The sequence below is a fragment of the Paenibacillus sp. TC-CSREp1 genome (assembly GCF_050171015.1).
Classification (GTDB): Bacteria; Bacillota; Bacilli; order Paenibacillales; family Paenibacillaceae; genus Paenibacillus; species Paenibacillus silvae.
In genome coordinates this window covers 34184-60268 of the sequence record NZ_JBNOKM010000008.1, presented here as the reverse complement: position 1 = coordinate 60268, position 26085 = coordinate 34184, and the positions used below count along the sequence as shown (strand labels likewise).

Here is a 26085-nt window from a genome sequence, read left to right as displayed (position 1 = left end):
TCATCATCACTACAAACGTCACATCAAAATTTTAACGATTCAGAGAAGCGTTATTTGCCTCATTTATTGCATTCTACAAATCTAACGAATCGTAGAAAGCTTATTTCGTCTATTTCACGAGTTTTGTGCCCGTTTTCGTGCCAATTAGCCTAAATAGCGTTTCCTCGAATCGTTAGAATTGGAACATGCTCAAATTCATTATAATAAGGTTGTTTCGATTCGTTAGAATTACAAATGCGAACGGAGAGGGGCTTGGGGGCGAGTGATGCCTAAGAAACAGGATAAGAACTAACATTAGTAGCTACAAAGTAAGTTGAATGAGCACAAGTGTCAGAAATTACGTCACACCGGGTCCCCATCACTCGCAGAAGGAAGTGCGTTCGCGCCAAGTCACCATCACTCGTAGAAGGAAGTGCGTTCGCCCTAGGTCCCCATCACTCGTAGAAGGAAGTGCAATCGCCCCAGGTCACCATCACTCGTAGAAGGAAGTGCGTTCGCCCTAGGTCACCATCCCCCGCAGAAGGAAGTGCAACCGAGCCAGATCGCCATCCCCCGCAGAAGGAAAGGTGTCCGCCCACCCCGGTGTCACTCTTCCATAAAAAAATCATGTAGCAAGATAATGCCTGCTCTAACTACCTCAGCGACGGGCTTTAACGGAAGAACAATTCCAGGCTAGTCACCCGAAATAGCTGCCAAATAGCTGACTAACCGTGACATCCAGTTTCTAGCATGCATTCGGAAGAAGAGATGCCCGCCCTCTCCTTGATTGTTTTTACCTATAAGACAGATAGATTATATATATTTAAACAATAAGGTAAATTGTGCCACAATATATCTATCAACAGCGAAAGCGACGGTGGAGCAGATGAAATCAATTAATCAGTGGCAGGCGGAGGACTACGACAATCAACTGGCTTTTGTATCGGAGTATGGAAAAAGTCTGATTTCCTGGCTGCGTCCCCAAGCGGGTGAGTACATTCTCGATCTCGGTTGCGGAACCGGAGATTTAACGCATGAGATTTCTCTTTTGGGAGCAGAGGTGACGGGTATGGATGCTTCCTCGGATATGATTGCCCGGGCAAAGCAAAAGTTCCCGCAACTGGAGTTTATGGAGGCAGATGGCGAGCATTTTCATACAGAACGGGCTTATGATGCCGTGTTTTCCAATGCGGCTCTACACTGGATGCGTAATTCCCGTAATGTTGTAGACTGTGTATGGCACGCCTTGAAGCCGGGAGGACGATTTGTAGCCGAATTTGGCGGTCAGGGGAACGTGCAGATCATTGTGAATGCAGTGGAAGAGGTGCTGGAGCGACATACAGGCATTAACGCAGCGGAACGTAATCCTTGGTATTTTCCGACCATTGGGCAGTACAGCCGTATTTTAGAGGACAGGGGATTTATGGTTCGTCAGGCCTATCACTACGATCGTCCTACTAAACTAACAGATGGGGAGGATGGAATTGCAGGCTGGCTGACTCATTTTGGAGATGATTTTTTTAAGGGGTTTAACCCCGAACAGGTGAAGGAATGGTGTCAGGAAATTAGCGAAATCGTCAGACCTCAGCTGTGGAAAAATGATGCGATTTATGCAGATTACAAACGACTGCGTATTGAAGCATTCAAGCCAGAAAATCAAGTTTAAATAATTTAAAAACTTTGTTATATGAATTTTAAACTATAGAAAAAGGAATGCTGTACCACTTCTCACCCTACCGTAAGAATGTTTTAAATTGAATAAAACCCACTCAAGACCATGCGTTTATCTCGTTCAGATAAAGCATGGTTTTTCCTTGTCCTCACCCCATATTTTGAATTTTAATATTCAAACGACAGGAATATACAAATGCGAATATTTAACCTACCAAAGACCCATATAAGTAATTTCTATATCATAATGTAAGTAATTAGAAGGAAAATGAGATATTTTGGTAGAATAATTTACCAAGGGTCAAACATCTTGCAGATAGGCGGTGAATGTAGTCGAAAGAATTGCAGTGCTTAGCAGTGAGCAAGAACCCATTTTGGTGAGGTTTACACGATGAAGGAGGGCATAACCTTGAATAAACGATTGATATCCATGTTATTGAGTGTCCTTATGGTTTTTTCACTTATCCTGCCAGCTGCCGGAGCTGCTCCTGCAGATTCCGCAATTCAACTGGATAATACGTTAAACAGCACCGAAGCAAAGCAGATGAGAGAAGTGCTTGCTAATCGGGAGGCACGAATTGCTGCAGATCCATTTTTGGATAAAAGTCTGGAAGGTCTCGGCGGAGAGAATATTCGCGTTATCGTCGAGCTGTCCAATAAACCTGTTGCTGTAGCACAAGGTGAAACAACCCTCTCTGGAAGATCATTTACCTCCTCTATGGAAACAAAGGCTGTGACTCAAGTTGAAGAGCAACAACAGTCATTTGTACATAGCCTCACTCAGAAAAAAATCAAACACGAAGTGCTGGACAATTATGCATATGCCCTTAACGGTGTAGCCCTTGAAGTGAAGGGGAATCAATTGGGACAATTGCTTCAAATACCAGGAGTGGTCAGTGTATATCCTGACCTTGAAGTAACCCTGGCACCAGACACAGGTGAAGTCAATCCGCATATGAAAGATACCGCACCTTTTATCGGAGCGCCTGAAGTATGGGACTTGGGATATAAAGGTAAAGGTGTGAAGGTGGGAGTCATTGATACCGGGATTGACTACGATCACCCGAATCTGCGTGACGCTTATAAAGGCGGATGGGATTTTGTAGATAATGATAATGATCCATATGAAGCGACTTATGAAGAGTGGAAAGCATCAGGCCAGCCGGAGTTTGATGATAGAAACAGCTCTTATTATACTTCTCACGGCACACATGTCTCCGGCACGGTAGCTGCCCGTGAAGCAGGAGACTATGGCATTGTTGGGATTGCCCCTGAAGCGGACATCTATGCTTATCGTGTTCTTGGGCCATACGGAAACGGACAGACATCCTGGGTGCTGGGAGGAATTGACCGCTCAGTATCAGATGGCATGGATGTTATCAATCTGTCGCTTGGTGCTGCGAACAATGATCCAAGCTACGTGACGTCGGTTGCATTGAATAACGCTATGCTGTCTGGTGTAACTGCGGTGGTGTCCAGCGGTAATAGCGGCCCTAACCGTTATACGCTCGGTTCACCGGGTGCATCCGCGATGGCGATTACGGTGGGGAACTCTACAGGTCCTAGCCAGTTGATTACGGCTAATACACATTTCTGGATTGGCGAAGAGGGCCAGGAAGAAACACCTGAGCAGCAGCCGGTTCCAGAGAATGAGCAAACGCCTGAACTGGGCAGTGCTCCCGAAACGCAATCTCCTGAATCGGCACCGGTAAACGCACCGGAAGGTAAAACTGGAGTGACTGCGCCAGAAGGCGATACAGGAGAAACTGCAGCACCAGCACAAAATAACGGAAATGCTTCTAATGCTGCAGTCTCCGATGAGGCGCAGCAAGCTTCCCGGCGTGATCAGACTGAGTCTGCACAAGCTGCAGACCCGGCAGCGACTAATGATGAAACATCGGAAGTACCTGCTCCTGCGGCAGAAGGAACAGACGGAGTTTCACTATCTGAGACTCAAGATGGAATTGAGACAACACCTGCGCCGGCACAGTCGGAGCAAACGCCACTGGCTGTCACCGAATCGGTCTATCGTTTGGATGTGATGGGCTGGAGTCTTGCGGCTGATCCTGAATCTGTTTTGACCGACAAGTATGCTGTTGAATTTGCAGCTTTGGGTAAACCGGCTGATTTTGAAGGTAAGGATTTCACAGGTAAAGTGGCTTTGATTCAGCGTGGCGAGCTTGCATTTGTAGAGAAAATTGCGAATGCCAAAGCCGCTGGAGCTGTAGGTGTTATCGTATTTAACAATATTCCGGGGCCAATTGGCGTTAGTCTAGGTGACAGCTTCGATCTGATCCCGACACTAAGCATGTCCAAGGAAGATGGCGAAGTGATCAAGGCTGAGCTGGATGCAGGCCAACCCGTTGAAGTGAGCTTCAGTGATTTTGAGCGCAGTCAGACACCTGGGGACGAGATGAGTTCATCCAGCTCCCGCGGGCCTGCCAAAGTAACGCTTGATATCAAACCGGATGTCGTTGCGCCGGGCTCCAACATTCTTTCAACAGTTCCTGCCTATGGCAAAGATGAACCAGATGCTGATTATTCACAAGCATATGATCGCAAAAGTGGAACCAGTATGGCTGCTCCTCACGTATCAGGTCTGGCTGCACTGCTGCTAGAAAAGCATCCGGACTGGACGCCTTTTGATGTCAAGGCTGCTCTGATGAATAACGCTAAAATTATTGATACAGCGAAATATGATGTATTTGATCAAGGTGCAGGCCGCATCCAGGCGGTAAAATCCATTGATCCTGCTGCCTTTGTCAAAGTCATGGATGTAACCCGGTATACCGAGAACGGCTCGGTTGTTGAAAAAGAAAACATAACGGGCAGCATCAACTATGGCAACTTTATGAGCACGGATGAAAAAACAGTGACCAAAACGATCAAGGTTCAGGCCTTGAACGGAAATGGTGGCGAGTATACGGTCAATGTGAATCCGACACGTACGGTGCCAGGGGTGTCTGTTGCGGTAGATAAAACTTCATTCACTTTGAATGGGGAGGAAGAATTGGCAGTAACCGTTACCGTACCTCGCGGGGTTACAGCGGTAACAGAGGCACAGGGGTACATTGAAATTACGAATGGAACAAATACATTTACAGTGCCTTATGTGGCTCACTTTAACGTGACCTCCAGTGGAGTGAAATACATTGAGACAGTCAAAGGAACTGAGAAAAATCCGTTCTACTATCCGTTGAAGGCAGACGGTTCTCTGGATACATTGAACGTTGCAATGGAGTTCCATAATCCAATGACGTTTGCGCTTATCGAAATCTATAACGGCCTTGATCCGGACGGTGGTTATTATCAAGATGGATACATTGGCTCGATTTTCGGCAATTATTATAATTTTAATGCGAATACAAGGTACAACCTGGCCTGGGATGGTCAGTATGCTGATTATACGACAGATGAAGTCGCTGAACTGCCGGATGGCTTGTATACAGTCGATATTACAACTATTGGCGCGGACAGCAAAACCTACAAGGAAGATACACCTCCGTTTCTGGTTAAAAAGACAGCACCAGCAGTAACAGCTCCGCAAAACCTGGAGTTTAAAGCTGATGATGCCGTTGTGATTAACGGTTCGGTAGATGATCTGTATTTCCGTGCAGCTCCTGCACTGGCCAAAGGCTGGAGTATCACGTTTGATCCAACCGCCGCACTGAAAGCATCCTACGTGGTGAAAAAAGAAGATGGATCAACGTTGAAAGAAGGCACATTTACAGTACAGGCAGATGGCGGCTTCAATTATGCGTTGGAGGGTATTGAGGGTGGCACATATACTGTAGAAACAACAGTGAAAGACGAACAGGGTCTTGCAGGCACAACGAGCACCACCATCAAGGTGGAGTCTGCACAGACGGAGCCAGAAACACCAGCGACCAAAGCACCCGGAACGCCATCTTTGTCCCATAATAACGGCTTTGTAAATGGTCTGTTAGGGGGCGACTATACCGTAACGATGAACATGTGGTGGGGTGAAAATGCGACCAGCTACAAGCTGTATGAGGATGGCGTGCTGGTGGATTCGCAAAAGCTGACTTATAATGCGCCTTGGGCACAGTTTGCTCATACGAAAATTACAGGCAAAACCAATGGCACTTACACTTATGTTGCCGAGCTTGCTAATGACAAAGGAGTTACACGCAGTCAGACACTGACTGTACGGGTAACCGATGCACTGCCTGGCAAAGCGACCCTCTCTCATGACAACTGGGATGTGGACGGCAACTACAAAGTGATGATGAACCTCTGGTGGGGAACCAATGCAACCGAGTATCGTCTTTACGAGAACGATGAGCTGATTGATACGCAGTCGCTCAAAGCAACAACCCCGCTGCCGCAATTCGCCGTGACTTCGGTGAAAGGCAAGGCATCCGGCACGTATACGTACCGGGCCGAGCTGATTAATGCTGCGGGAGCAACAAGCACCAATACCATTCAGGTGAAGGTGAAGTAAACGCGGTAAGAGCATGTTGTCTGGAAAAGTAAAGCGCTCGTCCATCCCGGCATAAAGCCGGTGACCAGGACGACAGCAAGATATGAGAAACGGCCTCCCCTGTTGAGTGTATACAGGGTGAGGCCGTTTCTTGTTGTTTGCTTACAGGGAAGGATCGTGATACCGTCCCTGGGGGTGTTTTTTTATCAAACTAAGAAATGGTTCGATCTTTGCTTGCCTGAATCCCGGTCATAAGCAGCACAATCCCAAGGAGGACCTGAATGAGTAGCGGGAGTGTCCAGCTGTGGGTCCAGTCGTGCAGCAGGCCAAAGAGCAAGGGGCCACCCGCCGCAAGCAGATATCCGAAGGATTGAGCCATTCCCGACAAACGTGCAGCCTCCCGCGCGTGAGTGGTGCGAAGCACAAAAAACATGGTGACCAGACCAAAGGAAGCTCCTGCACCAACACCGGCTAACGCAACTCCAGTGGTTACAAGTACAGGCACACCGGTAAATAACAAGGCATACCCGAAGATAAGTGATGTACATGTGATGGTGGTCAGCAGTCGTTGATCTTTTGTTCTTCCAGCAAGAATCGGCACAACGAAAGTGACAGGAACACTCACCAGCTGCATCAGTGAAAGCATCCAGCCTGCCGAGGTGGCACTGAAGCCTTGGTCCGTCAGAATCTCGGGAAGCCAGGTGATGGTAGTATAGAAGATTAGCGACTGTAACCCCATAAACAGCGTCACAAACCAGGCCAGAGAAGACGTAAAAAGTCGTGTAGGGGTGCCTTCATTCCGGGAGGTCACATATAACATCTGTTGTCGGCCTTTCCGCGCTTGGGGCAGCCATAGCAAAACGGCGAGTATAGAGAAGATGACCCACATCCCCAATGAGGCTCTCCATCCAAGTGAAGAGGCTTCTGCCACGGGTACACTGATGCCTGACGAGATCGAAGCAAACATATTCATGGAAACCGAGTACAGCCCTGTGACCATACCGACACGTAACGGGAAATCACGTTTAATTAAACTTGGCAAGAGTACGTTGCTGAGGGCAATCCCGCATCCCAGAAGAGCTGTCCCTGCATATAAAGCGACAACAGAGGGAAGAAGGCGTAAAGTTATACCGCCAGTAACAATGATTACTGCAAGCAGTAGAGCGGTCTCCAGCCCAAAACGTCTGGCAAGGCGCGGGGCAAAAGGTGAGACAGCTGCAAAAGCAATCAAAGGCAGTGATGTTAGCAATCCAGCCATCGTATGGCCGATGCCAGTGTCTGAACGAATCAATTCCACGACGGGACCTGTGGCTGTAATGGGTGAACGCATCGTAGACGCTAGCACGATAATTCCGGCAAGCAGCAACGTATAATTTCTAGATGTGTGCTGTAGTTGTTCTGTCCCGTGCGGGGACTGTTCTTTTTCCGTCAAAGGAAGGGAGTGCTGATGCTGTTGGGTATGTGATGACATAATTAATCTCCTGTTTATCATAGGTCTAATTAAACAAGCATAACATTCCATGTCAACATGGGGCAATGTAATGAAAAACTTTACAGCAGACGTGTGCGTGGTTATTACATGCATCACCTGGTACGCCTAGCCGGGTTTCATGACAAGGGTGGTTAACATTTTCTGGTGGTGTTCATGCTGTTTTTTATGGCACAGACAGAGAACTTGTTTATTTTCGAAAAGTATAAGGGTAGGGAGTTGGAGTATGAGTGTAAGTGTAAGTGTAAGTGTAGGGAGCGGGGCTACTTTAAAATAAAGGGTTGTCTACATAATGAAAATGAAAGGTAAATTGGACAGGGTTACTGGGATACAAGTAAGGACAAAGGGAAAAGGGTATAGGAGTATGAGAATATAGAATGAGAAAGCTACATTTGTTTAATCCAACTTCATATAGCTCAAACTTGATTAAACCTAAACTTCTATCCGACAAAACCAACCTAACCAACCATCTAACGAACCCAACCCAACCCAACCCAACCCAACCCAAAACCATCCAAACTTCGTCCAATTCATCCTACCCATTCAACTCTTCAAACGCTAACGAATCTGAGGAACCTTATTTAGCGTATATGGGGACTTTTCAAACTCTAACGATCCCCACAAACGCTATTTAGTCAAATTGGCACGAAAAAGTGTATAAATTAAGCGAATGTGAATAAATAAGGTCTGTAGGAATCGTTACGTTTGTGAGATGCCTAAAACAAGCCAAATAGCGTCTCCTGGATTCGTTAGAAATTTTGATGTACGGATAAGGGGGGAGAGCCTCTGTGGTACTGCCTTTTCAATTGCCTCGGGCCCCCATTTTCTTAAACATGGAGGTGAAGTATAAGCTCCCGGAGCAAATGCTCCGACGAACCCATGGGGTTCTCACCCCCGGAACGCAAAAAAAGCTTCCCAAAGGAAGCTTTTCTTTGAACGTCCCAGGAGGGATACTCTCCTTGCAGTCGAGACTGCGAAGTGTAAGCTCCCGGAGCAAATGCTCCGACGAACCCGTGGGGTTCTTATCCCCAGAACGCAAAAAAAGCTTCCCAAAGGAAGCTTTTCTTTGAACGTCCCAGGAGGATACTCTCCTTGCAGTCGAGACTGCGAAGCGTAAGCTCCCGAAGCCGATGCTCCGACGAACCCGTGGGGTTCTCATCCCCAGAACGCAAGAAAAAGCCTCCCGAAGGAAACTTTTCTTTGAACGTCCCAGGAGGGATTCGAACCCCCGACCGACGGCTTAGAAGGCCGTTGCTCTATCCTGCTGAGCTACTGAGACATGAAATTTTTCAAGCAAAAATGATTTTATCATAAATAAAAAATAATATCAAATGTTTTATTTTCGATCCAATTTCGTATATGATATTTGGCGGCCGCAACGTTTTTTTCATTCTAATTAAGGTTATGTTAAAATATCAGAAGAATGCGGAAAATAGATCAATATTCGTTGATATATATCTATTCACGGTTGATTCCAAATGGAGATTCAGGAACAGAGGAGGTGCTCCCATCAAGGAATCTACACCCCCGGAAACTTCGCACAATAACAAGATCGTGCTGTTTCCAAAAACGCTGGACTACTATCAGATACAACTGACGGTAATGCTTGAAAATGAACGATATGGTGAAGCAATGGACTTGCTTCGCTTTTTGCTGCAATGCCAGGGGCAGGAAGAGCGTCATTATGATGAATGGCGTGCCCTGCTGGAGTGGCTTCAGGCAGCCTTTCCTCAATATGAAGACATGGAAATGCCATCAAGTCGCACAGTCGAGCCAGAGCAGGAGGACGAGGAAGAGGTCAGCGAGGAAGAGATGGCTCGGCAGCATGCCAAGTTAAAGCTTGCACAGGATGACGGTTACGCCGACAAGCTTCTTCGTACAGTTATGGAAGGACCGTTGTCTGAACAGACGATGCTGGCGCTGGAGCAGCTGGCCTTTCTGGACGTTTCCAAGGTAGATGAGGAACTTGTTCACTGGCTGCAAACGAAGCCGCTTCATCCCCTGTTACAGTTCAGAGTGCTGCAAACCTTGCGCCGCAGAGGACTCCAGGAGATCATTCAATTTACCAGGGGCGAAGAACAGGTAGAAATTGATGTGGCGGCCGTACCGCTCAAGCCGGAGGAGTTCCCGCTGCAGATCGTGCAGATTCTGGAACGGGTGGCGGATCAGACGGAGGTTCATGAGCCTACGCTCTTTTATTTTGCCCAGGAACTGTGGATACAATATGTAATGGCGGTCTACGGAACGCGGGATTACCAGTCCATGCTTGAGGATAATGATGCGATGGCAGACATATGGGCCGCTGCACTACATATGACGGTGGCGGACAGTCTCGGCGGTTCGCATGATGAAGAGAATACGCGCTCAATGTACGCTGTAACTGGTGCAATGAGGTTCCGGCTGGAGCAGGCATATCGCTCTATGAAACAGTTTGTTTCTGCCGGTTTGGATAGCAAATAAAGGACGGAAACGTTTACCTTAAACCGTATCAAGGGATTCCCCTTGAAAAAGAATGTAAACTTGTTTATACTAAAATGGTTATTTTGTGCGTGATCGCCTACGTGAACATGTGAATTTTGGAGGGGAAAGTATACAATGAAAGCAACTTGGGAAAAGATAGAGAAGAACCTTGGGGTTCTTGAGGTTGAAGTCAGTGCAGATCGTGTAACTGCAGCACTTGACAAAGCTTTTAATAAAGTAGTTAAACAAGCAAACGTGCCTGGATTCCGTAAAGGTAAAGTGCCACGTTCCATCTTCGAAGCTCGTTTCGGGGTAGAGAGCCTTTATCAAGACGCAATCGACATTTTGCTTCCTGAAGCTTACACAGAAGCGATTGACCAAACGGATATCTTCCCGGTAGATCGTCCTGATGTTGACATCGAGCAATTTGCTAAAGGACAATCTTTCAAATTTAAAGCTAAAGTAACAGTGAAACCTGAAGTTACTCTGGGTGACTACAAAGGAATCGAAGTTGCTGTAGCTAAATCTGAAGTAACGGATGCAGAAGTAACAGAAGAGCTGGAGCGTCTGCAACAGCGTCATGCTGAACTGGTTGTAGTTGACGAAGGCGCTGCAGCGAACGGCGATGTTGCTGTAATCGACTTCGACGGTTCTGTTGATGGTGTACCTTTCGAAGGTGGTAAAGCAGAGCGTTACTCCCTGGAACTGGGTTCCAACACATTCATTCCTGGCTTTGAAGAGCAAGTTGTAGGTCTGTCCACTGGCGACTTCAAAGATGTGGAAGTAACTTTCCCGGAGAGCTACCATGCAGCTGAACTGGCTGGCAAACAAGCGGTATTCAAAGTGAAAGTTCATGAAATCAAACGCAAACAGCTTCCGGAACTGGATGATGAGTTTGCTAAAGACGTTAGTGAATTTGATACTCTTGAAGAGTACAAAGCTGACCTCAAAACACAACTGGAATCCCGTAAAGCTGACGAGTTCAAAGCTGCACAGGAAAATGCAGTTGTAGAAAAAGTAGCTGAGAACGCTGAAGTGGATATCCCTTCTGCAATGGTTGAGAGCGAAGTACAGAACATGATGCGTGATTTCGACAACCGTCTTCGCAACCAAGGTATGAACCTTGAAATGTTCCTGAGCTTCTCCGGTCAGACTCAAGCTGATCTGAGAGCACAAATGCAAGATGATGCTGCGAAGCGTGTACGCAACAACCTGGTGCTTGAAGCAGTAGGCAAAGCGGAAAACATCGAAGTATCCGACGAAGAAGTGAACCAAGAGCTCGAGAAAATGGCTGAATCCTACAAGCGTCCTGCTGAAGAGATTCGTGGCATCCTCGAAGGCAACGGTTCCCTGGAGAGCCTTCGTGATGAAGTTAAACTGCGCAAAACAATCGACGTTCTCGTAGAGAACAGCAAAGTTGTTGAGCCGGTTGAAGCTCCAGCCGAAGAAGCTGCTGCAGAAGCTGGCGAAAAATAAGACAAGCTGTCTGAGTATGACGGCTTTATAAATGATAAGGCACGTGAGTTCATTACGTGCCTTATTTTTAAATTAACACATCCATTTTATAGCAATATGAGTGATGATTTGGATGTTATTAACTTTTGTTGCACTGTGCCCTTTCCAAATAACTTTCATTCTTTTGCACTTCAGGTGAAATAAAAAAAGGCAAGGCGGCATAGGATGGTTGTAATTTGCACATACATAGAAAACATGGTTAAATATGATCAGGCTAAATCGTAAACAACCGCAAGATGACATGATTTCTGAAAAATGACATTGTCACAGGAACATGTTAAAATGATTTTGGGTTTGCTTTACAGTCAGCCTATGTCTAATTACATGTAGAAAAGAGGTTGGTCTCATGAGTCTGGTGCCAATGGTTGTTGAACAAACCAATCGAGGCGAGCGTTCTTACGATATATATTCACGTTTGCTGAAGGATCGCATTATTTTTCTAACCAGTGCGATTGATGACGATGTAGCCAATCTTGTCATAGCTCAGCTTTTGTTTTTGGCAGCCGATGATCCGGAGAAGGATATCAGCTTGTACATTAATTCACCTGGTGGTTCTGTTACTGCAGGGATGGGTATATACGATACGATGCAATTTATCAAGCCTGATGTATCGACCATTTGCGTAGGTATGGCAGCAAGCATGGGTTCTTTATTGCTGACCGCAGGTGCTCCTGGCAAAAGATACGCGCTTACGAACAGTGAAGTCATGATTCATCAGCCGCTTGGCGGCGTACAGGGACAGGCTGCGGATATTAAAATTCACGCGGAATGGATCATTAAAACTCGTCAGAAACTGAATCAAATATATGTTGATCGTACAGGTCAGCCCCTTGATAAAATTGAGCGGGACACAGACCGTGACTTTTTCATGAGCGCTGAAGAAGCGAAAACGTACGGCATTATTGACCAGGTGCTCAGCAGACCGATCAATTCCTAAAGGGGTGGTTTCATGTTTAAATTTAACGACGAGAAAGGGCAGCTGAAATGCTCTTTTTGCGGTAAATCTCAAGAACAGGTACGTAAGCTGGTTGCAGGACCAGGCGTGTACATCTGTGATGAATGTATTGAACTTTGCACCGAGATTGTAGAGGAAGAACTTGGTCATGATGAAGAATTGGACCTGAAAGATATTCCGAAACCAAAAGAAATTCGTGATATTCTGGATCAATATGTTATTGGTCAGGAACAAGCGAAAAAATCATTGTCTGTTGCGGTGTACAACCACTACAAGCGGATTAATACACAAAGTAAAATTGAGGATGTCGAGCTGTCCAAAAGTAACATTTTGCTGTTAGGACCTACGGGTTCCGGTAAAACGCTGCTTGCACAAACGATGGCAAAAATTCTGAACGTTCCTTTTGCTATTGCGGACGCAACTTCATTGACAGAAGCGGGATACGTGGGTGAGGATGTGGAGAACATTCTGCTCAAGCTGATCCAGGCGGCTGACTATGATGTGGAAAAAGCAGAACGCGGCATTATCTATATTGATGAGATTGATAAAGTGGCACGTAAATCGGAGAATCCGTCCATTACACGTGACGTATCCGGTGAAGGTGTACAGCAAGCATTGCTGAAAATTCTTGAAGGCACCGTTGCATCTGTACCGCCTCAGGGCGGCCGTAAGCATCCGCATCAGGAATTCATTCAGATTGATACAACAAACATTCTGTTTATCTGCGGCGGTGCTTTTGACGGCCTCGAGCAGATGATCAAACGCCGGATCGGTAAAAAAGTCATTGGCTTTAATGCCGCTACGGAGCAAAAAGATTTGAAACCGGGTGAATACCTGGGCTTGGTATTGCCGGAAGACTTGCTGAAATTCGGTCTGATCCCTGAATTTGTAGGTCGTCTGCCAGTCATCTCTACATTGGAGCCGCTGGATGAGGATACATTGGTGCGGATTTTGTCCGAACCGAAAAATGCCTTGACGAAGCAATATCAAAAGTTGCTTGAGCTGGACAATGTAAATCTGGTGTTTGAACCGGGTGCGTTGCTGGCAATTGCCAAAGAAGCAATCAAGCGTAACACGGGTGCACGTGGTTTGCGTGCAATCATCGAAGGCATCATGCTGGATATTATGTATGAAGTGCCTTCACGTGAAGATGTGACCAGCTGTGTCATCACCGAAGAAGTCGTTGAGAAGAAAGTTGTGCCTGAACTTGGCCAATCGAAGGACGATAAGCAGGAAGAAAGTGCCTAAGCGGCACTTCTTCGGCTGAGCTCTGAAATATAGACTTGTCAGTTCTCCACTTGGGCAGAAGGCGTTTGTTCAGTCTTTTGTCAGAGTGGAGCTTTGACGTTGTGGGGAGAGAAATCACTCATGTATTTAAGACAGGATACCCGTCCCGTGAAAGTTGGGAACTTGACGATTGGCGGTAGCAACGAGGTTATTATCCAGAGTATGTGTACGACCAAAACAGCAGATGTAGATGCCACAGTCGCAGAGATTTTGCGCTTGGAGGAAGCGGGATGCCAGGTGGTGCGTGTAACGGTTAATAACGAAGAAGCTGCGGCAGCGATTAAGGAAATCAAAAAGCGGATTCACATTCCGCTGGTTGCTGATATTCATTTTAACTATAAGCTCGCTCTGTTAGCCATCGAGAACGGCATTGACAAAGTACGGATCAATCCGGGCAACATCGGTAAACGCGCCAAGGTTGAAGAGGTTGTGAAGGCTTGTAAAGATAAAGGCATCCCGATTCGAATCGGGGTGAATGCAGGCTCACTGGAGAACCATTTGCTCGAAAAATACGGTTATCCTACAGCGGATGCCATGGTTGAAAGTGCTTTGTATCACATCGGTATTCTCGAAGAGCTTGATTTCCATGATATTATCGTATCTCTCAAGGCATCGGATGTGCCGATGGCGATTGAAGCATATACGAAGGCGGCTCAGATTATTCCGTATCCACTGCACCTCGGAATTACCGAGGCAGGTACACTATTCTCGGGTACGATTAAAAGCTCAGCAGGTATGGGGGCCTTGCTCTCTATGGGTATCGGTTCTACGATGCGGATCTCGCTGAGCGCTGATCCTGTCGAGGAAATCAAGGTTGCACGCGATCTGCTCAAAACGTTTGGGCTGATTTCCAATGCAGCTACACTGATTTCTTGTCCGACCTGCGGCCGATTGGATATTGATCTGTTCTCCATTGCCAATGAGGTGGAAGAGTATATTTCCAAGCTGAAGGTGCCGATTAAAGTGTCCGTGTTAGGTTGTGCAGTAAATGGTCCGGGTGAGGCCAAAGAAGCGGATATCGGTATTGCAGGTGCCCGCGGAGAAGGTCTCTTGTTCCGTCATGGTAAAATGATTCGTAAAGTGCCGGAAGAGATTATGGTAGAGGAACTGAAAAAAGAAATCGACAAAATCGTTGAAGCATATGAAGAGACCGGGGTTATCCCTGGACGTTCGCACTAATTTTCGTAACTTTATTGAAAGCCCGCCATTCCTGGCGGGCTTTTTACGTATCCTTGGAATAAATTCTCAGTACAAATTCAGCTTCTCCCGTTTACGTCTCGGTGAAAAGGCTATACTACCAAGTATTAGCATGATCACAGATGAGAAGAAGCACAGAACAGGAGGATGTTGAAATATGGGTGAGTTTGGCATGGTATTCATGTTGATACAGTTATTTTTTGGAGTGGTAATCGGGCTATACTTCTGGAATTTGCTTCGCGGCCAGAAAACAAATCGTACGGCCGTTGAGCGTGAATCCCGCAAGGAGCTCGAGAAGCTGCGCAAGCTGCGTTCCATCTCGCTCACCAAGCCGCTGGCGGAGAAAACACGTCCGGCAACCATTAACGATATCGTCGGGCAAAAAGACGGGCTGCGTGCGCTCAAGGCAGCTTTATGCAGTGCCAATCCACAGCACGTTATTATTTATGGACCGCCGGGAGTCGGCAAAACTGCCGCAGCCAGAGTCGTGTTGGAAGAAGCAAAGAAAAATCCGTCATCTCCTTTCAAGGCAGATGCAAAATTCACGGAACTGGATGCAACAACAGCACGTTTCGATGAGCGCGGAATCGCTGATCCATTGATTGGTTCCGTTCACGATCCGATCTATCAGGGCGCAGGAGCGATGGGGGTTGCCGGTATTCCCCAACCGAAGCCGGGGGCGGTGACCAAAGCACATGGCGGCATGCTTTTTATTGATGAAATTGGAGAATTACATTCCATTCAGATGAATAAGCTACTCAAAGTGCTGGAGGATCGAAAGGTCTTTTTGGAAAGTGCGTACTATAACTCGGAGGATACGCATACTCCTGCTTATATCCACGATATTTTTCAAAATGGTCTGCCTGCGGATTTTCGCCTTGTCGGTGCAACGACCCGTTCCCCGCACGAGCTCCCGCCTGCCCTGCGTTCACGGTGTATGGAGGTCTATTTCCGTCCACTGCTGCCGGAGGAGATTGGCAGAATTGCAGAGGACGCTGTCCAGAAAATCGGATTCAGTCCTTGTCCGGAAGCAGTTGATGTGGTCAAACGTTATGCGACCAACGGTCGCGAGGCGGTCAACATCATACAGCTGGCCGCGGGCCTTGCACTTACGGAGAAGCGCGAGACACTTCAGGCTTCTGATGTAGAGTGGGTTGCAGGCAGCAGTCAGATTCAGCCAAGGCCGGATCGCAAAGTTCCGTCACAGCCGCAGGTCGGTTTTGTTAACGGGCTTGCTGTGTATGGGCCCAATATGGGCACGATTCTGGAGATCGAGGTATCCGCTGTTCCTGCACCCAAAGAGCAAGGACGTATCAACATTACGGGTGTTGTGGATGAGGAAGAGATTGGAGGCGGTTCTCGTACTCTCCGGCGTAAAAGTATGGCGAAAGGCTCGGTTGAGAATGTGTTAACCGTTTTGAAAGCGATGGGAATTCGCACGAGCGATTACGATTTGCATGTGAATTTCCCGGGCGGTACGCCGATTGATGGCCCGTCAGCGGGCATTGCCATGGCGACAGCGATCGCTTCAGCCATTCAAGGGCGCCCTGTAGATCATGAGATTGCGATGACGGGTGAGATCAGTATCCACGGGCGTGTGAAGCCGATAGGCGGCGTGCTGGCAAAGGTGGAGGCGGCTTTTCAGGCTGGGGCGAAGACGGTCATTATACCGGCGGAGAACTGGCAGTCTATTTTTGACAATCTGGATGGCTTGCGGGTAATCCCGGTAGATACCGTTCAGGATGTATTTCGTGAAGTGTTTGGCGTGGAGCCGGGAGCGCAGCAAGTGGAGCAGCAGGTGGTGGCAGAGGAGACGGCGGCACCGAAAACGGACATTTTCCCTCCGGCATCCGCTTCTTATTTACGGGCAGAGTTACCTCGGCCTGGACGTGTTACAGATTCGGGAAGCTGCTAAGCGCTTCCCTTCATTGGTTTTTTATGTGAACATTTGATAGAATAATGGATGACTACAACCTGAGAGCCATTGGAGGTGCGAAAGCGATGGGACCGAGCAAAGTGAAAGGTCGTCGTTTTCCTTTACTGCCTTTAAGAGGACTTCTCGTCTACCCGAGTATGGTGCTGCATCTCGATGTGGGCCGGGAGAAATCGGTCAAGGCTTTAGAAAAAGCGATGGTAGAAGAACATTTGATTCTCCTATGTTCCCAAGCCGAGGTAAATATTGAGGAACCCACACGAGAGGATATTTTCCGTATTGGAACCGTAGCCAAGGTAAGACAGATGCTGAAGCTGCCCAATGGAACCATTCGAGTACTTGTGGAAGGCTTGGAACGGGCTGAAATTATTGAATATACGGACAATGAGGACTATTACGAGGTGCTGGCGCAAGAGCTGCCTGAGGAAGAGAATAGTCATCCGGAGACGGACGCTCTGATGCGTACCGTTCTGAATCAGTTCGAGAATTATATTAATCTGTCCAAAAAAGTAACTCCCGAGACGCTGGCCGCCGTATCTGACATCGAAGAGCCAGGACGACTCGCTGATGTCATTACCAGCCATTTGTCCTTGAAGATCAAGGACAAACAGGAAATTCTGGAGACCATCGACGTGCGGGAGCGTCTGGAGAAACTGCTCGACATCCTGAACAACGAGCGCGAAGTGCTGGAGCTTGAACGCAAGATCAGCCAACGTGTGAAGAAGCAGATGGAGAAAACGCAGAAGGAATATTATTTGCGTGAGCAGATGAAGGCAATCCAGAAGGAGCTCGGTGAAAAAGAAGGTCGAGCGGGCGAAGTTGAGGAACTTCGCAACCAGATGGAAAGTCTTGGCTTGCCGGACAAGGTGAAAGAGAAAGTCGAGAAAGAAATTGATCGACTGGAGAAAATGCCGGCAAGCTCTGCAGAGGGGGGCGTCATCCGCAATTATGTGGATTGGCTGCTTGCTTTGCCTTGGAGTCAGATGACCGAGGACGATCTGGATATCCAGAAGGCCGAGGACGTGCTTAATGCCGATCACTACGGGTTGGAGAAACCGAAAGAGCGTGTGCTGGAATATCTGGCTGTGCAGAAGCTTGTCAAAAAGCTCAAAGGACCGATCCTCTGTCTGGTAGGACCGCCAGGGGTAGGCAAAACCTCCCTTGCCCGTTCCATTGCCAGATCGCTGGGCCGGGAGTTTGTACGCATCTCTCTGGGCGGCGTTCGGGACGAAGCAGAAATTCGTGGACACCGCCGTACGTATGTAGGAGCGATGCCAGGCCGCATCATTCAGGGCATGAAAACGGCAGGCTCACTCAATCCTGTATTTTTGCTGGATGAGATCGACAAGATGGCTTCTGATTTCCGTGGCGACCCTTCGGCTGCATTGCTGGAGGTGCTTGATCCGGAGCAGAACAATACGTTTAGTGATCACTTCGTAGAGCTGCCTTTTGACTTATCCAACGTTATGTTCATAACTACAGCGAACACCGTGCATAACATTCCGCGTCCGCTGCTTGACCGAATGGAAATGCTGAATATTCCGGGGTATACCGAACTGGAAAAGCTGCAAATTTCCAAAAACTATCTGCTTCCAAAACAGAAAAAGGACCACGGTCTGGAAGAAGATCAGCTGCAAGTGCCGGATGACAGTCTGCTGAAGGTTATTCGTGAGTATACGCGTGAATCTGGTGTGCGGAATCTGGAACAGCAAATGGCATCACTATGCCGCAAAGCGGCTAAGAATGTTGTGTCGGGCACCGAAGGTCAGATTGTCATCTCGCCGGATAATGTTAAAGACTATCTTGGTCCGGGTAAATTCCGTTATGGCATGGCAGAGCTGGAAGATCAGATTGGCACAGTAACTGGGCTGGCGTGGACGGAAGTTGGCGGAGACACGCTCGTTATTGAAGTCACCGTAGTGCCAGGAACAGGTAAGCTGACCCTTACGGGTAAGCTGGGAGATGTCATGAAGGAATCAGCTCAGGCTGCATTCAGCTATACACGTTCGAAAGCAGCGCAGCTTGGGATTGCATCTGATTTCCATGAGAAAAACGACATTCACATTCACGTGCCGGAAGGTGCAATTCCGAAAGATGGTCCATCTGCAGGCATAACGATGGCAACAGCGCTGATCTCGGCTCTGACCAACAAACATGTGTCGAAGGATATCGCCATGACAGGTGAAATTACGCTGCGCGGACGGGTACTGCCGATAGGCGGCCTGAAAGAGAAGTCACTGGCGGCCCACCGTGCGGGATACAAAAAAATATTACTGCCTAAGGATAATGAACGGGATCTGCGTGACATTCCGGACAGCATCAAGGAAGATGTGGAATTTGTGCCCGTAGCTCATATGGATCAGGTGCTGCAGCATGCGCTTGTTGAACAGGCAGGCATTCATCTGTAATGGGTGTATCGGTATCGGCAGCATAATATGAATATGGACCGTTCTTTGAAGGCTTCGGCGTTCAACGGAACGGTCTTTTTTCGCGACAATCTGATGTTTTTCGGGTAAAAGAGTTATTTTTTGCGTTCAAATAATGTTTTTTTGGTACATAAATGCGTTTTTTTTGGTACACGATACGTTTTTTTGATATGATAGAAGGAATGATGGCATAATACGAGCAGGAAATGTAGGCATGTTATGCTGCTGGAGTTCAAGAGAGGAAAGATGCAATTTGAAAGTCAATCAGTCTGAGTTTATTATCAGTGCCGTTCGGCCTGAACAATATCCAGATGATGGCCTGCCGGAGATTGCCCTGGCGGGGCGCTCAAACGTGGGCAAATCATCGCTGATCAATCGCATGATCAATCGTAAAAATTTGGCGCGTACAAGCGCCACGCCGGGTAAAACCCAGCAACTGAACTATTACAAGATTAACCAGGATCTGTATTTCGTCGATTTCCCGGGGTACGGGTACGCGAAGGTATCCAAGGAGCAGCGTTTTGCCTGGGGTAAAATGATGGAGAAGTATTTGCTGCAGCGAGACGAACTGAAGCTGGTCATGCAGATGGTTGACATGAGACATGAGCCGTCCAAGGATGACAAAATGATGAACGAATGGCTTCGTCATCACGGACTGCCGCTTGTTGTTGTGGCAACCAAGATGGACAAGATTCCAAAGACTCGCAGAGCCAAACATATCAAAGTCATCAAGGAAGCGCTCGGTCTGCGCCCAGGTGATCTGTTTGTACCTTTTTCATCCGAGGAAGGTCTGGGCAAGGAAGAGCTGTGGGATATCATTACTCGTCATGCCCAAATAGACAAATATGCACCGGTTGAATCGGATACCGACCATGAGACTGAAGCAGACGAAGCACCTGAAGATGAAAATCTCCAATAGCTAAAAAAATAATGTTCCCTCATCCTAACAAACACATCATGTTCCCGCATCTTAGAATAGTCATGGAATCATTCCATGACTATTTGCTATAAACAGTCTTGTATTGGCTTTCAAATTACTTCGCAGTAATCAAATAGGCAGCATTTGTTTGTTTGACGTATAACAGTGAACATTGGTGAGACACTACAATAAATGACAATGCATATGATAATCATCATGGTGATTTCATAAACATTTCATAAAAATGGGCGGGTTGTGGACTTGATGTGTGATATAATTAACTATGTCAATCTTAACTGGATAGACATATACAGTAAGCACTTTGATTGGAAATTTATTAGGCAGGTGAACTTGCAATGCACATCGTTGTTGTTGGTTTGAATTATCGCACGGCGCCTGTAGAGGTCAGAGAACGATTCACATTTGCAGAAAAGGACTTGTCTGAAGCGCTGCAGAAGCTCAAGCTGACCAAGAGTGTATTGGAAGGTGTAATCGTAGCCACTTGTAACCGTACTGAATTGTACGTTGTGGTCGACCGTCTTCACATGTGCGGTTATTTTATTCGAACATTTATGGAGCAATGGTTTAACGTTCCACGCGAAGAATTTACGCAACACTTATATATATATGAAGATGATCAAGCCATGCGCCAACTGTTCCGTGTGATTTGCGGACTGGATTCAATGGTCATTGGAGAGACTCAGATTCTGGGCCAGGTGAAACAGGCTTTTTTCAAAGCGCAGGAGGAAAAGGCAACGGGAACTTGGTTTAACAAGCTGTTTAAACAGGCCGTTACACTGGGCAAGCGGGCTCACTCGGAGACTTCCATCGGTGAGAGTGCCGTTTCGGTCAGCTATGCTGCGGTGGAACTGGGCAAGCGTATTTTTGGTATGTTCACAGACAAGAAGGTACTGATTTTGGGTGCCGGGAAGATGAGTGAACTTACCGTAAAACATCTCTATGCCAACGGTGCATCCGAAGTTATTGTAGCCAATCGTACTCTGGCAAGAGCCGAGGAGCTTGCAAGCAAATTCCGCGGAACACCTTGCACCATGGAGCAGGCGCTTGAGAGACTGAGTGAGGTTGACATCGTCATCAGCTCTACTGGAGCAGAGCGTTACATTCTCGATGCAGGTATTGTTCGGGAAAGCATGAAGCGCCGCCAATCACGTCCGCTGTTCCTGATTGACATTGCTGTACCGCGTGACATTGATCCGGCGATTGGCGAAATCTCGAACGTGTTCCTCTACGATATTGACGATCTGGAAGGTATTGTAGAGAGTAATCTGGAGATGCGCAAGGTAGAAGCGGCGAAGATTGAGAGAATGATTGAGCTGGAGATGGAGGATTATTATCAATGGCTCAGAACGCTTGGCGTTCGTCCGGTCATTCGGGCTTTACAGGAGAAGGGTGTGTCCATTCATGAAGAGACGATGGATAGCCTGTTCAACAAGCTGCCGGAGCTGGATGAGCATCAGCGTAAAGTGATTCGTCGTTTGACGAAAAGCATTGTGAATCAAATGACTACCGATCCGATTAACCGGATCAAGGAAATGGCAGGTACGAAGCAAGGCGATGAGGCGCTGCGCATGTTTACGCAGATTTTCGCGCTGGAGGATGCAGTTGAGATGGCTGCTGAAAAAGTAAATCAGAGTGACGCAACAGCTCTGCGCAAGCCAGCGGTTCAGTTTAACGAAAACCGGCAAGACCCCGTGCCGGCATATGTCCCGGCAGGCGTATAAGGCAGGTGGGCAGCTTGACCCTTGCTGAGCAAGTCTATGAGGCTTTAATTTATATGTATGCCCTGAGCCTACTGTTCTATTTCTCGGACTGCATTCGACGCAATGCGGGGGCGAAGCGGACAGGCACAGGGTTTCTTGTTGTTGTTCTGGGGCTGCAGGTGACTCATGTTATGATGCGGATGTGGATTGAAGGCCACTTCCCTATATATACAACGTTTGACTTTTTGTTTATCTTTTCGTTCAGCATTGTGCTGATGTCACTGATTATGACCCGGGTTCAGCGTTCAGAGTTTGTTATTCTATTGCTTAACATTGTAGGATTTTCAGTGACCGTGCTCAATCGTTTATGGTTTACAGCGGGTGAAATATCGCTGCACAATTGGCAGACCGTTCATGGTTTGCTAATTATGCATATTACGCTGGCCAATCTGGGGTTTGCTGCTTTGACGGTGGCATCCGTTTTTGCACTGTTATATCTGTTCCTGCATCACAGATTGAAAAACAAAAAGTGGAATGAAACGGTACGACGTTTGCCCAGCCTTGAAGTCATTGGCAAATACATGGATGGTGCAACCTTGATTGGCACGCCGCTTTTGGGTGTATCCATAGTGCTGGCGGTTTTGTCCATCGTGGCAGAACGTCGCTGGCATCTGCTGCTCGACCTGAAAGTCATTGCGACCGGTCTGGCTATCGCTATTTATGTTGGTTATTTTGTAGTGAAGCGTAGAAAGCAGTTTTCCATGATGGTCATGTCCAGATGGACATTAATCGGATATGCATTTGTCATTATCAGCTTTATATCCAACGCGTATTCAGCGTTTCATCGCTGGACGGGAGAGTGAGAGGTATGAAACACTACATGCCGATTTATGTAAATACTTCAGTCAAGCCCGTCCTGGTGATTGGTGGCGGTCGTGTCGCCGAGCGTAAAGTGAAGGGGTTGTTGCAGGGGGAGGCCCGAATTACGGTAGTCAGCCCGCAGCTTACGCCTGCTCTCAAACAACTGCATCAGGAATCCCGATTCGAGTGGATAGCCCGGTCCTACCGCAATGGAGATTTGCGGGGGGCCTTTCTCGTATATGCAGCAACCGATGATTCCCAAGTGAACACGGCTGTAGTAGAAGAGGCTGAAGCTGCCTCCATCCTGGTGAATGACGCCATCTCTTCCGGCAACAGCAGTTTTATTACACCGAGTGTGGTCAGACGAGGACGGTTAAGCATTGCGATCTCGACTGCTGGCGCAGGACCTGCGGCGGCGGCCGAGATTCGTGCCTTGCTGGAACAGCAGTTTGGAGATGAATACGAGACGTATCTTGATTTTTTGCACCAGATGAGAATGGAGATTAAATCACGGGCATTGCCCCCGGTAATAAGAAGCAGGCTGCTGCGGCGTCTGACGGAGATGGATATACTCGATCAGATACGCACAGGTCAGTTTCAATGGTGGACTGCAGAAGAAATCGGGGACTGGATATCCCGTAATCAGGAGGAAATGTAGATATGCGTACAATTAAAGTGGGCAGCAGACAGAGCGCTCTGGCGTTAACCCAGACCGGATACGTTATTCAGGATTTACGTGACATCTGTGAGCGAGAAGGCTTAGCTTTTGATTTCGAGGTACATAAAATTGTGACCAAAGGTGACCTCATACTGGATGTCACATTGTCAAAAGTGGGTGGCAAAGGGCTGTTTGTTAAGGAAATTGAACAGGCGATGCTGGATCGTACGATTGATATGGCTGTGCACAGCATGAAGGATATGCCTTCGGAATTGCCGGAAGGTTTAATCAATGGTGCAGTTCCCCGGCGAGCAGACCCGCGAGATGCGCTGGTATCACGCGAAGGACTCACGCTCGACCAGCTGCCAGAGGGAGCACGGGTTGGTACAAGCAGTCTGCGCAGGTCTAGCCAATTGAAGGCTTACCGCCCTGACCTCCAGTTAGAATCGATTCGTGGCAACATTGACTCTCGTTTGCGTAAGCTGGAAACGGAAGGACTGGATGCGATTATTTTGGCGGCGGCCGGTTTGTATCGAATGGGCTGGCAGGATCGGATTACGGAGTATTTGTCCGAGGAGGCCTGTCTTCCGGCTGTAGGCCAGGGCGCACTGGGCATTGAGTGCAGGGAGGATGATGAGGAGCTGCTGCATCTTCTGTCCTTGTATAATGACCCGGCAACCGCTTCGCCAGTTATGGCAGAACGCCGTTTTCTCAGTGTGTTGAACGGAGGCTGTCAGGTGCCTATCGGCGCACATGCGGTATGGGTGCCAGGTCAAGATGCAGATTCCCTGAACGGTGAAAACAAGTTACAATTAACAGGTATGGTCGGTTCACCAGATGGTGGATTGATTCTCAAGGAAACATTGAGCGGCAAAGATCCGGCCCGTTTGGGAGAAGAAGTGGCCTGGAGATTAATTGATCGCGGAGCGGAACAGATACTGGCTGAAGTTAGGGGATGAAGGCATGGCGGGCAAGGTCTTTTTGGTAGGTGCAGGTCCTGGGGATGCAAGACTGATTACGGTCAAAGGATGGGAGACCATCGGCAAGGCAGATGCGGTCGTATATGATCGTTTGGCAAGTCCACGATTGTTAAAATTGATGAAACCCGGTGCAGTCAAGATTTATGTGGGGAAACGGCCGGATCGACATACGATGAAGCAGGAAGAGATTAACCAGCTGCTTGTGGATCTGGCTCTTGAAGGAAAAGTCGTTGTACGCCTTAAAGGCGGAGACCCGACCATATTTGGAAGAGTAGGTGAGGAAGCGGAGCTGCTGCACAAAAACGGCATTCCGTTTGAGATCGTACCCGGTGTTACAGCAGCGATCAGCGTACCAGCCTACGCGGGTATTCCGGTGACACATCGCGATTATGCTTCCTCCATCTCGATTATTACCGGGCATGAAAGCCCGGACAAGCTGGATCGCAGCATCCACTGGGATAAAGTGACGAATGCTACGGGCACACTGGTATTTATGATGGGTGTTGCCAAAATCGGCTACATCAGTGAACAGCTTATTCGTCACGGTCGTCCAGCCAGTACCCCTGTTGCGCTTGTTCGCTGGGGAACACGAGCGGAGCAGGATACAATTACGGGAACGCTGGAGGATATCGAAGCTAAAGTGATTGCAGCAAATTTTCAGCCACCAGCCGTGATTGTGGTTGGAGATGTGGTCAATCAGCGGGAGCAGTTGAAATGGGCTGAGGCCATGCCGCTGTTTGGCAAACGAATTCTGGTTACCCGTGCTCGCAGTCAGGCAAGTGAACTGGTGAATCGTATTGAGGAACTTGGCGGTGAACCGTATGAGTTCCCGGTGATCGAGACGGTCATGCCGTCCAGCGAATCCGCCAGACAAAGTGTCAAAGATGCACTGCAAGCGTTAAATACGTTTGATTGGGTCTTTTTCACAAGTGTAAATGGCGTGGAGTTTTTCTTCCGTCATCTCGAAAACGAAGGCAAGGATATTCGCTCGCTTCATCAGGCGAGAATTGCGGCAGTAGGCCCTTCTACAGCAGAAGCACTGCGCAAGCACGGAATTGCGCCTGAGGTTGTGAAAGGACCTTTTCAGGCAGAGGGCATGTTGGAGGCATTTGAGAGTGAACTGAAGGCAGGCCAGAACGTACTCATTCCACATGGAGATCTTGCCCGCTCCTGGTTGCCAGAGCAGTTGAGGGAACGTGGATTGAACGTTACCGAAGCTATCATCTACGACACGATTCTTGCAGGTGAGGATGACGATGAATTGCTAAAGCTGCTTGAAGAGGGCGGTATTCATGCAGTGACCTTCACCAGCTCATCCACTGTGAAGAACTTTTTAAAGATGCTTGAGCGTATGGGCGTACAGGACCCACTGCCGCTGCTGAAGGGAATAGAAGTGGCATGCATTGGTCCGGTTACGGCGCAAACCGCTGAGGCTGCCGGGTTAAAGGTCACGTTGATGGCTGAGGAAGCAACGATGACCAGTCTGATTGATGCGTTGTGTGAGTGGAAACGTAAGGATTCGCGGGAGCATGCGAGTGAATCCGTGAGCCAGTAGATCAGATACACCGATAAGAGGTTATGACAGGCTTC

At 47.9% G+C, this 26085-nt stretch carries 16 protein-coding genes and 1 tRNA gene; 15 read left to right on the top strand and 2 right to left on the bottom strand.

Features of this window, described 5'->3' with window-relative positions; all coding sequences use genetic code 11:
• Positions 1–865: 865 nt before the first annotated feature.
• Positions 866–1645 carry a class I SAM-dependent methyltransferase gene (locus ACQSGY_RS13445; RefSeq protein WP_427052255.1) on the top strand — a complete coding sequence of 260 codons (780 nt, stop codon included), beginning with the start codon at positions 866–868 and terminating at the stop codon, positions 1643–1645.
• Between the two features lie 414 nt (positions 1646–2059).
• Positions 2060–6115 carry a S8 family serine peptidase gene (locus ACQSGY_RS13440; RefSeq protein WP_427052254.1) on the top strand — a complete coding sequence of 1352 codons (4056 nt, stop codon included), beginning with the start codon at positions 2060–2062 and terminating at the stop codon, positions 6113–6115.
• A 190-nt stretch (positions 6116–6305) separates the two neighbouring features.
• On the opposite strand, the gene ACQSGY_RS13435 is transcribed toward ACQSGY_RS13440, so the two are convergent.
• Both ACQSGY_RS13435 and ACQSGY_RS13430 read right to left on the bottom strand, forming a co-directional pair.
• Positions 6306–7565, bottom strand: coding sequence for a CynX/NimT family MFS transporter (locus ACQSGY_RS13435; protein WP_427052253.1), 1260 nt, complete (start codon positions 7563–7565; stop codon positions 6306–6308).
• A gap of 1223 nt (positions 7566–8788) precedes the next feature.
• A tRNA-Arg gene (locus ACQSGY_RS13430) sits at positions 8789–8862 on the bottom strand.
• A 230-nt stretch (positions 8863–9092) separates the two neighbouring features.
• Between ACQSGY_RS13430 and ACQSGY_RS13425 the strand changes: the two genes are divergently transcribed.
• From ACQSGY_RS13425 to cobA, 13 genes are all read left to right on the top strand, one after another.
• A complete protein-coding gene (locus ACQSGY_RS13425; RefSeq protein ID WP_427052439.1) occupies positions 9093–10043 on the top strand; it encodes a hypothetical protein in 951 nt (316 codons plus the stop codon).
• Positions 10044–10178: 135 nt separating this feature from the next.
• Complete coding sequence (gene tig / locus ACQSGY_RS13420; protein WP_111268783.1) at positions 10179–11519, top strand: trigger factor; 1341 nt, start codon at positions 10179–10181, stop codon at positions 11517–11519.
• A gap of 385 nt (positions 11520–11904) precedes the next feature.
• Positions 11905–12495: an ATP-dependent Clp endopeptidase proteolytic subunit ClpP gene (gene clpP, locus ACQSGY_RS13415; RefSeq protein ID WP_090919143.1), complete on the top strand. Its 591-nt coding sequence runs from the start codon at positions 11905–11907 to the stop codon at positions 12493–12495.
• Positions 12496–12507: 12 nt separating this feature from the next.
• On the top strand, positions 12508–13761 hold the full coding sequence (gene clpX, locus ACQSGY_RS13410) for an ATP-dependent protease ATP-binding subunit ClpX (RefSeq protein ID WP_111268782.1): 1254 nt from the start codon (positions 12508–12510) through the stop codon (positions 13759–13761).
• A gap of 120 nt (positions 13762–13881) precedes the next feature.
• Entirely contained in the window at positions 13882–14979 is a 1098-nt protein-coding gene (gene ispG, locus ACQSGY_RS13405) for a flavodoxin-dependent (E)-4-hydroxy-3-methylbut-2-enyl-diphosphate synthase (protein ID WP_427052252.1), read from the top strand.
• A gap of 175 nt (positions 14980–15154) precedes the next feature.
• On the top strand, positions 15155–16912 hold the full coding sequence (lonB, locus tag ACQSGY_RS13400; RefSeq protein WP_427052251.1) for an ATP-dependent protease LonB: 1758 nt from the start codon (positions 15155–15157) through the stop codon (positions 16910–16912).
• 86 nt (positions 16913–16998) lie between these two features.
• Positions 16999–19338: an endopeptidase La gene (lon, locus tag ACQSGY_RS13395; RefSeq protein ID WP_427052250.1), complete on the top strand. Its 2340-nt coding sequence runs from the start codon at positions 16999–17001 to the stop codon at positions 19336–19338.
• A gap of 271 nt (positions 19339–19609) precedes the next feature.
• The gene (gene yihA, locus ACQSGY_RS13390) at positions 19610–20275 is read left to right on the top strand and encodes a ribosome biogenesis GTP-binding protein YihA/YsxC (protein WP_427052249.1); all 666 of its coding nucleotides are present in this window, start codon (positions 19610–19612) and stop codon (positions 20273–20275) included.
• A 356-nt stretch (positions 20276–20631) separates the two neighbouring features.
• Positions 20632–22017 (top strand): glutamyl-tRNA reductase, encoded by a 1386-nt coding sequence (hemA, locus tag ACQSGY_RS13385; protein WP_427052248.1) that lies wholly within the window; start codon positions 20632–20634, stop codon positions 22015–22017.
• 14 nt (positions 22018–22031) lie between these two features.
• Positions 22032–22859, top strand: a complete 828-nt coding sequence (gene ccsA, locus ACQSGY_RS13380) for a cytochrome c biogenesis protein CcsA (protein WP_397366477.1) — start codon at positions 22032–22034, stop codon at positions 22857–22859.
• 5 nt (positions 22860–22864) lie between these two features.
• Positions 22865–23515 (top strand): precorrin-2 dehydrogenase/sirohydrochlorin ferrochelatase family protein, encoded by a 651-nt coding sequence (locus tag ACQSGY_RS13375; protein WP_427052247.1) that lies wholly within the window; start codon positions 22865–22867, stop codon positions 23513–23515.
• 2 nt (positions 23516–23517) lie between these two features.
• Positions 23518–24474 (top strand): hydroxymethylbilane synthase, encoded by a 957-nt coding sequence (gene hemC, locus ACQSGY_RS13370; RefSeq protein WP_184182489.1) that lies wholly within the window; start codon positions 23518–23520, stop codon positions 24472–24474.
• Positions 24475–24478: 4 nt separating this feature from the next.
• A complete protein-coding gene (gene cobA / locus ACQSGY_RS13365; protein ID WP_427052246.1) occupies positions 24479–26050 on the top strand; it encodes a uroporphyrinogen-III C-methyltransferase in 1572 nt (523 codons plus the stop codon).
• Positions 26051–26085 lie beyond the last annotated feature (35 nt).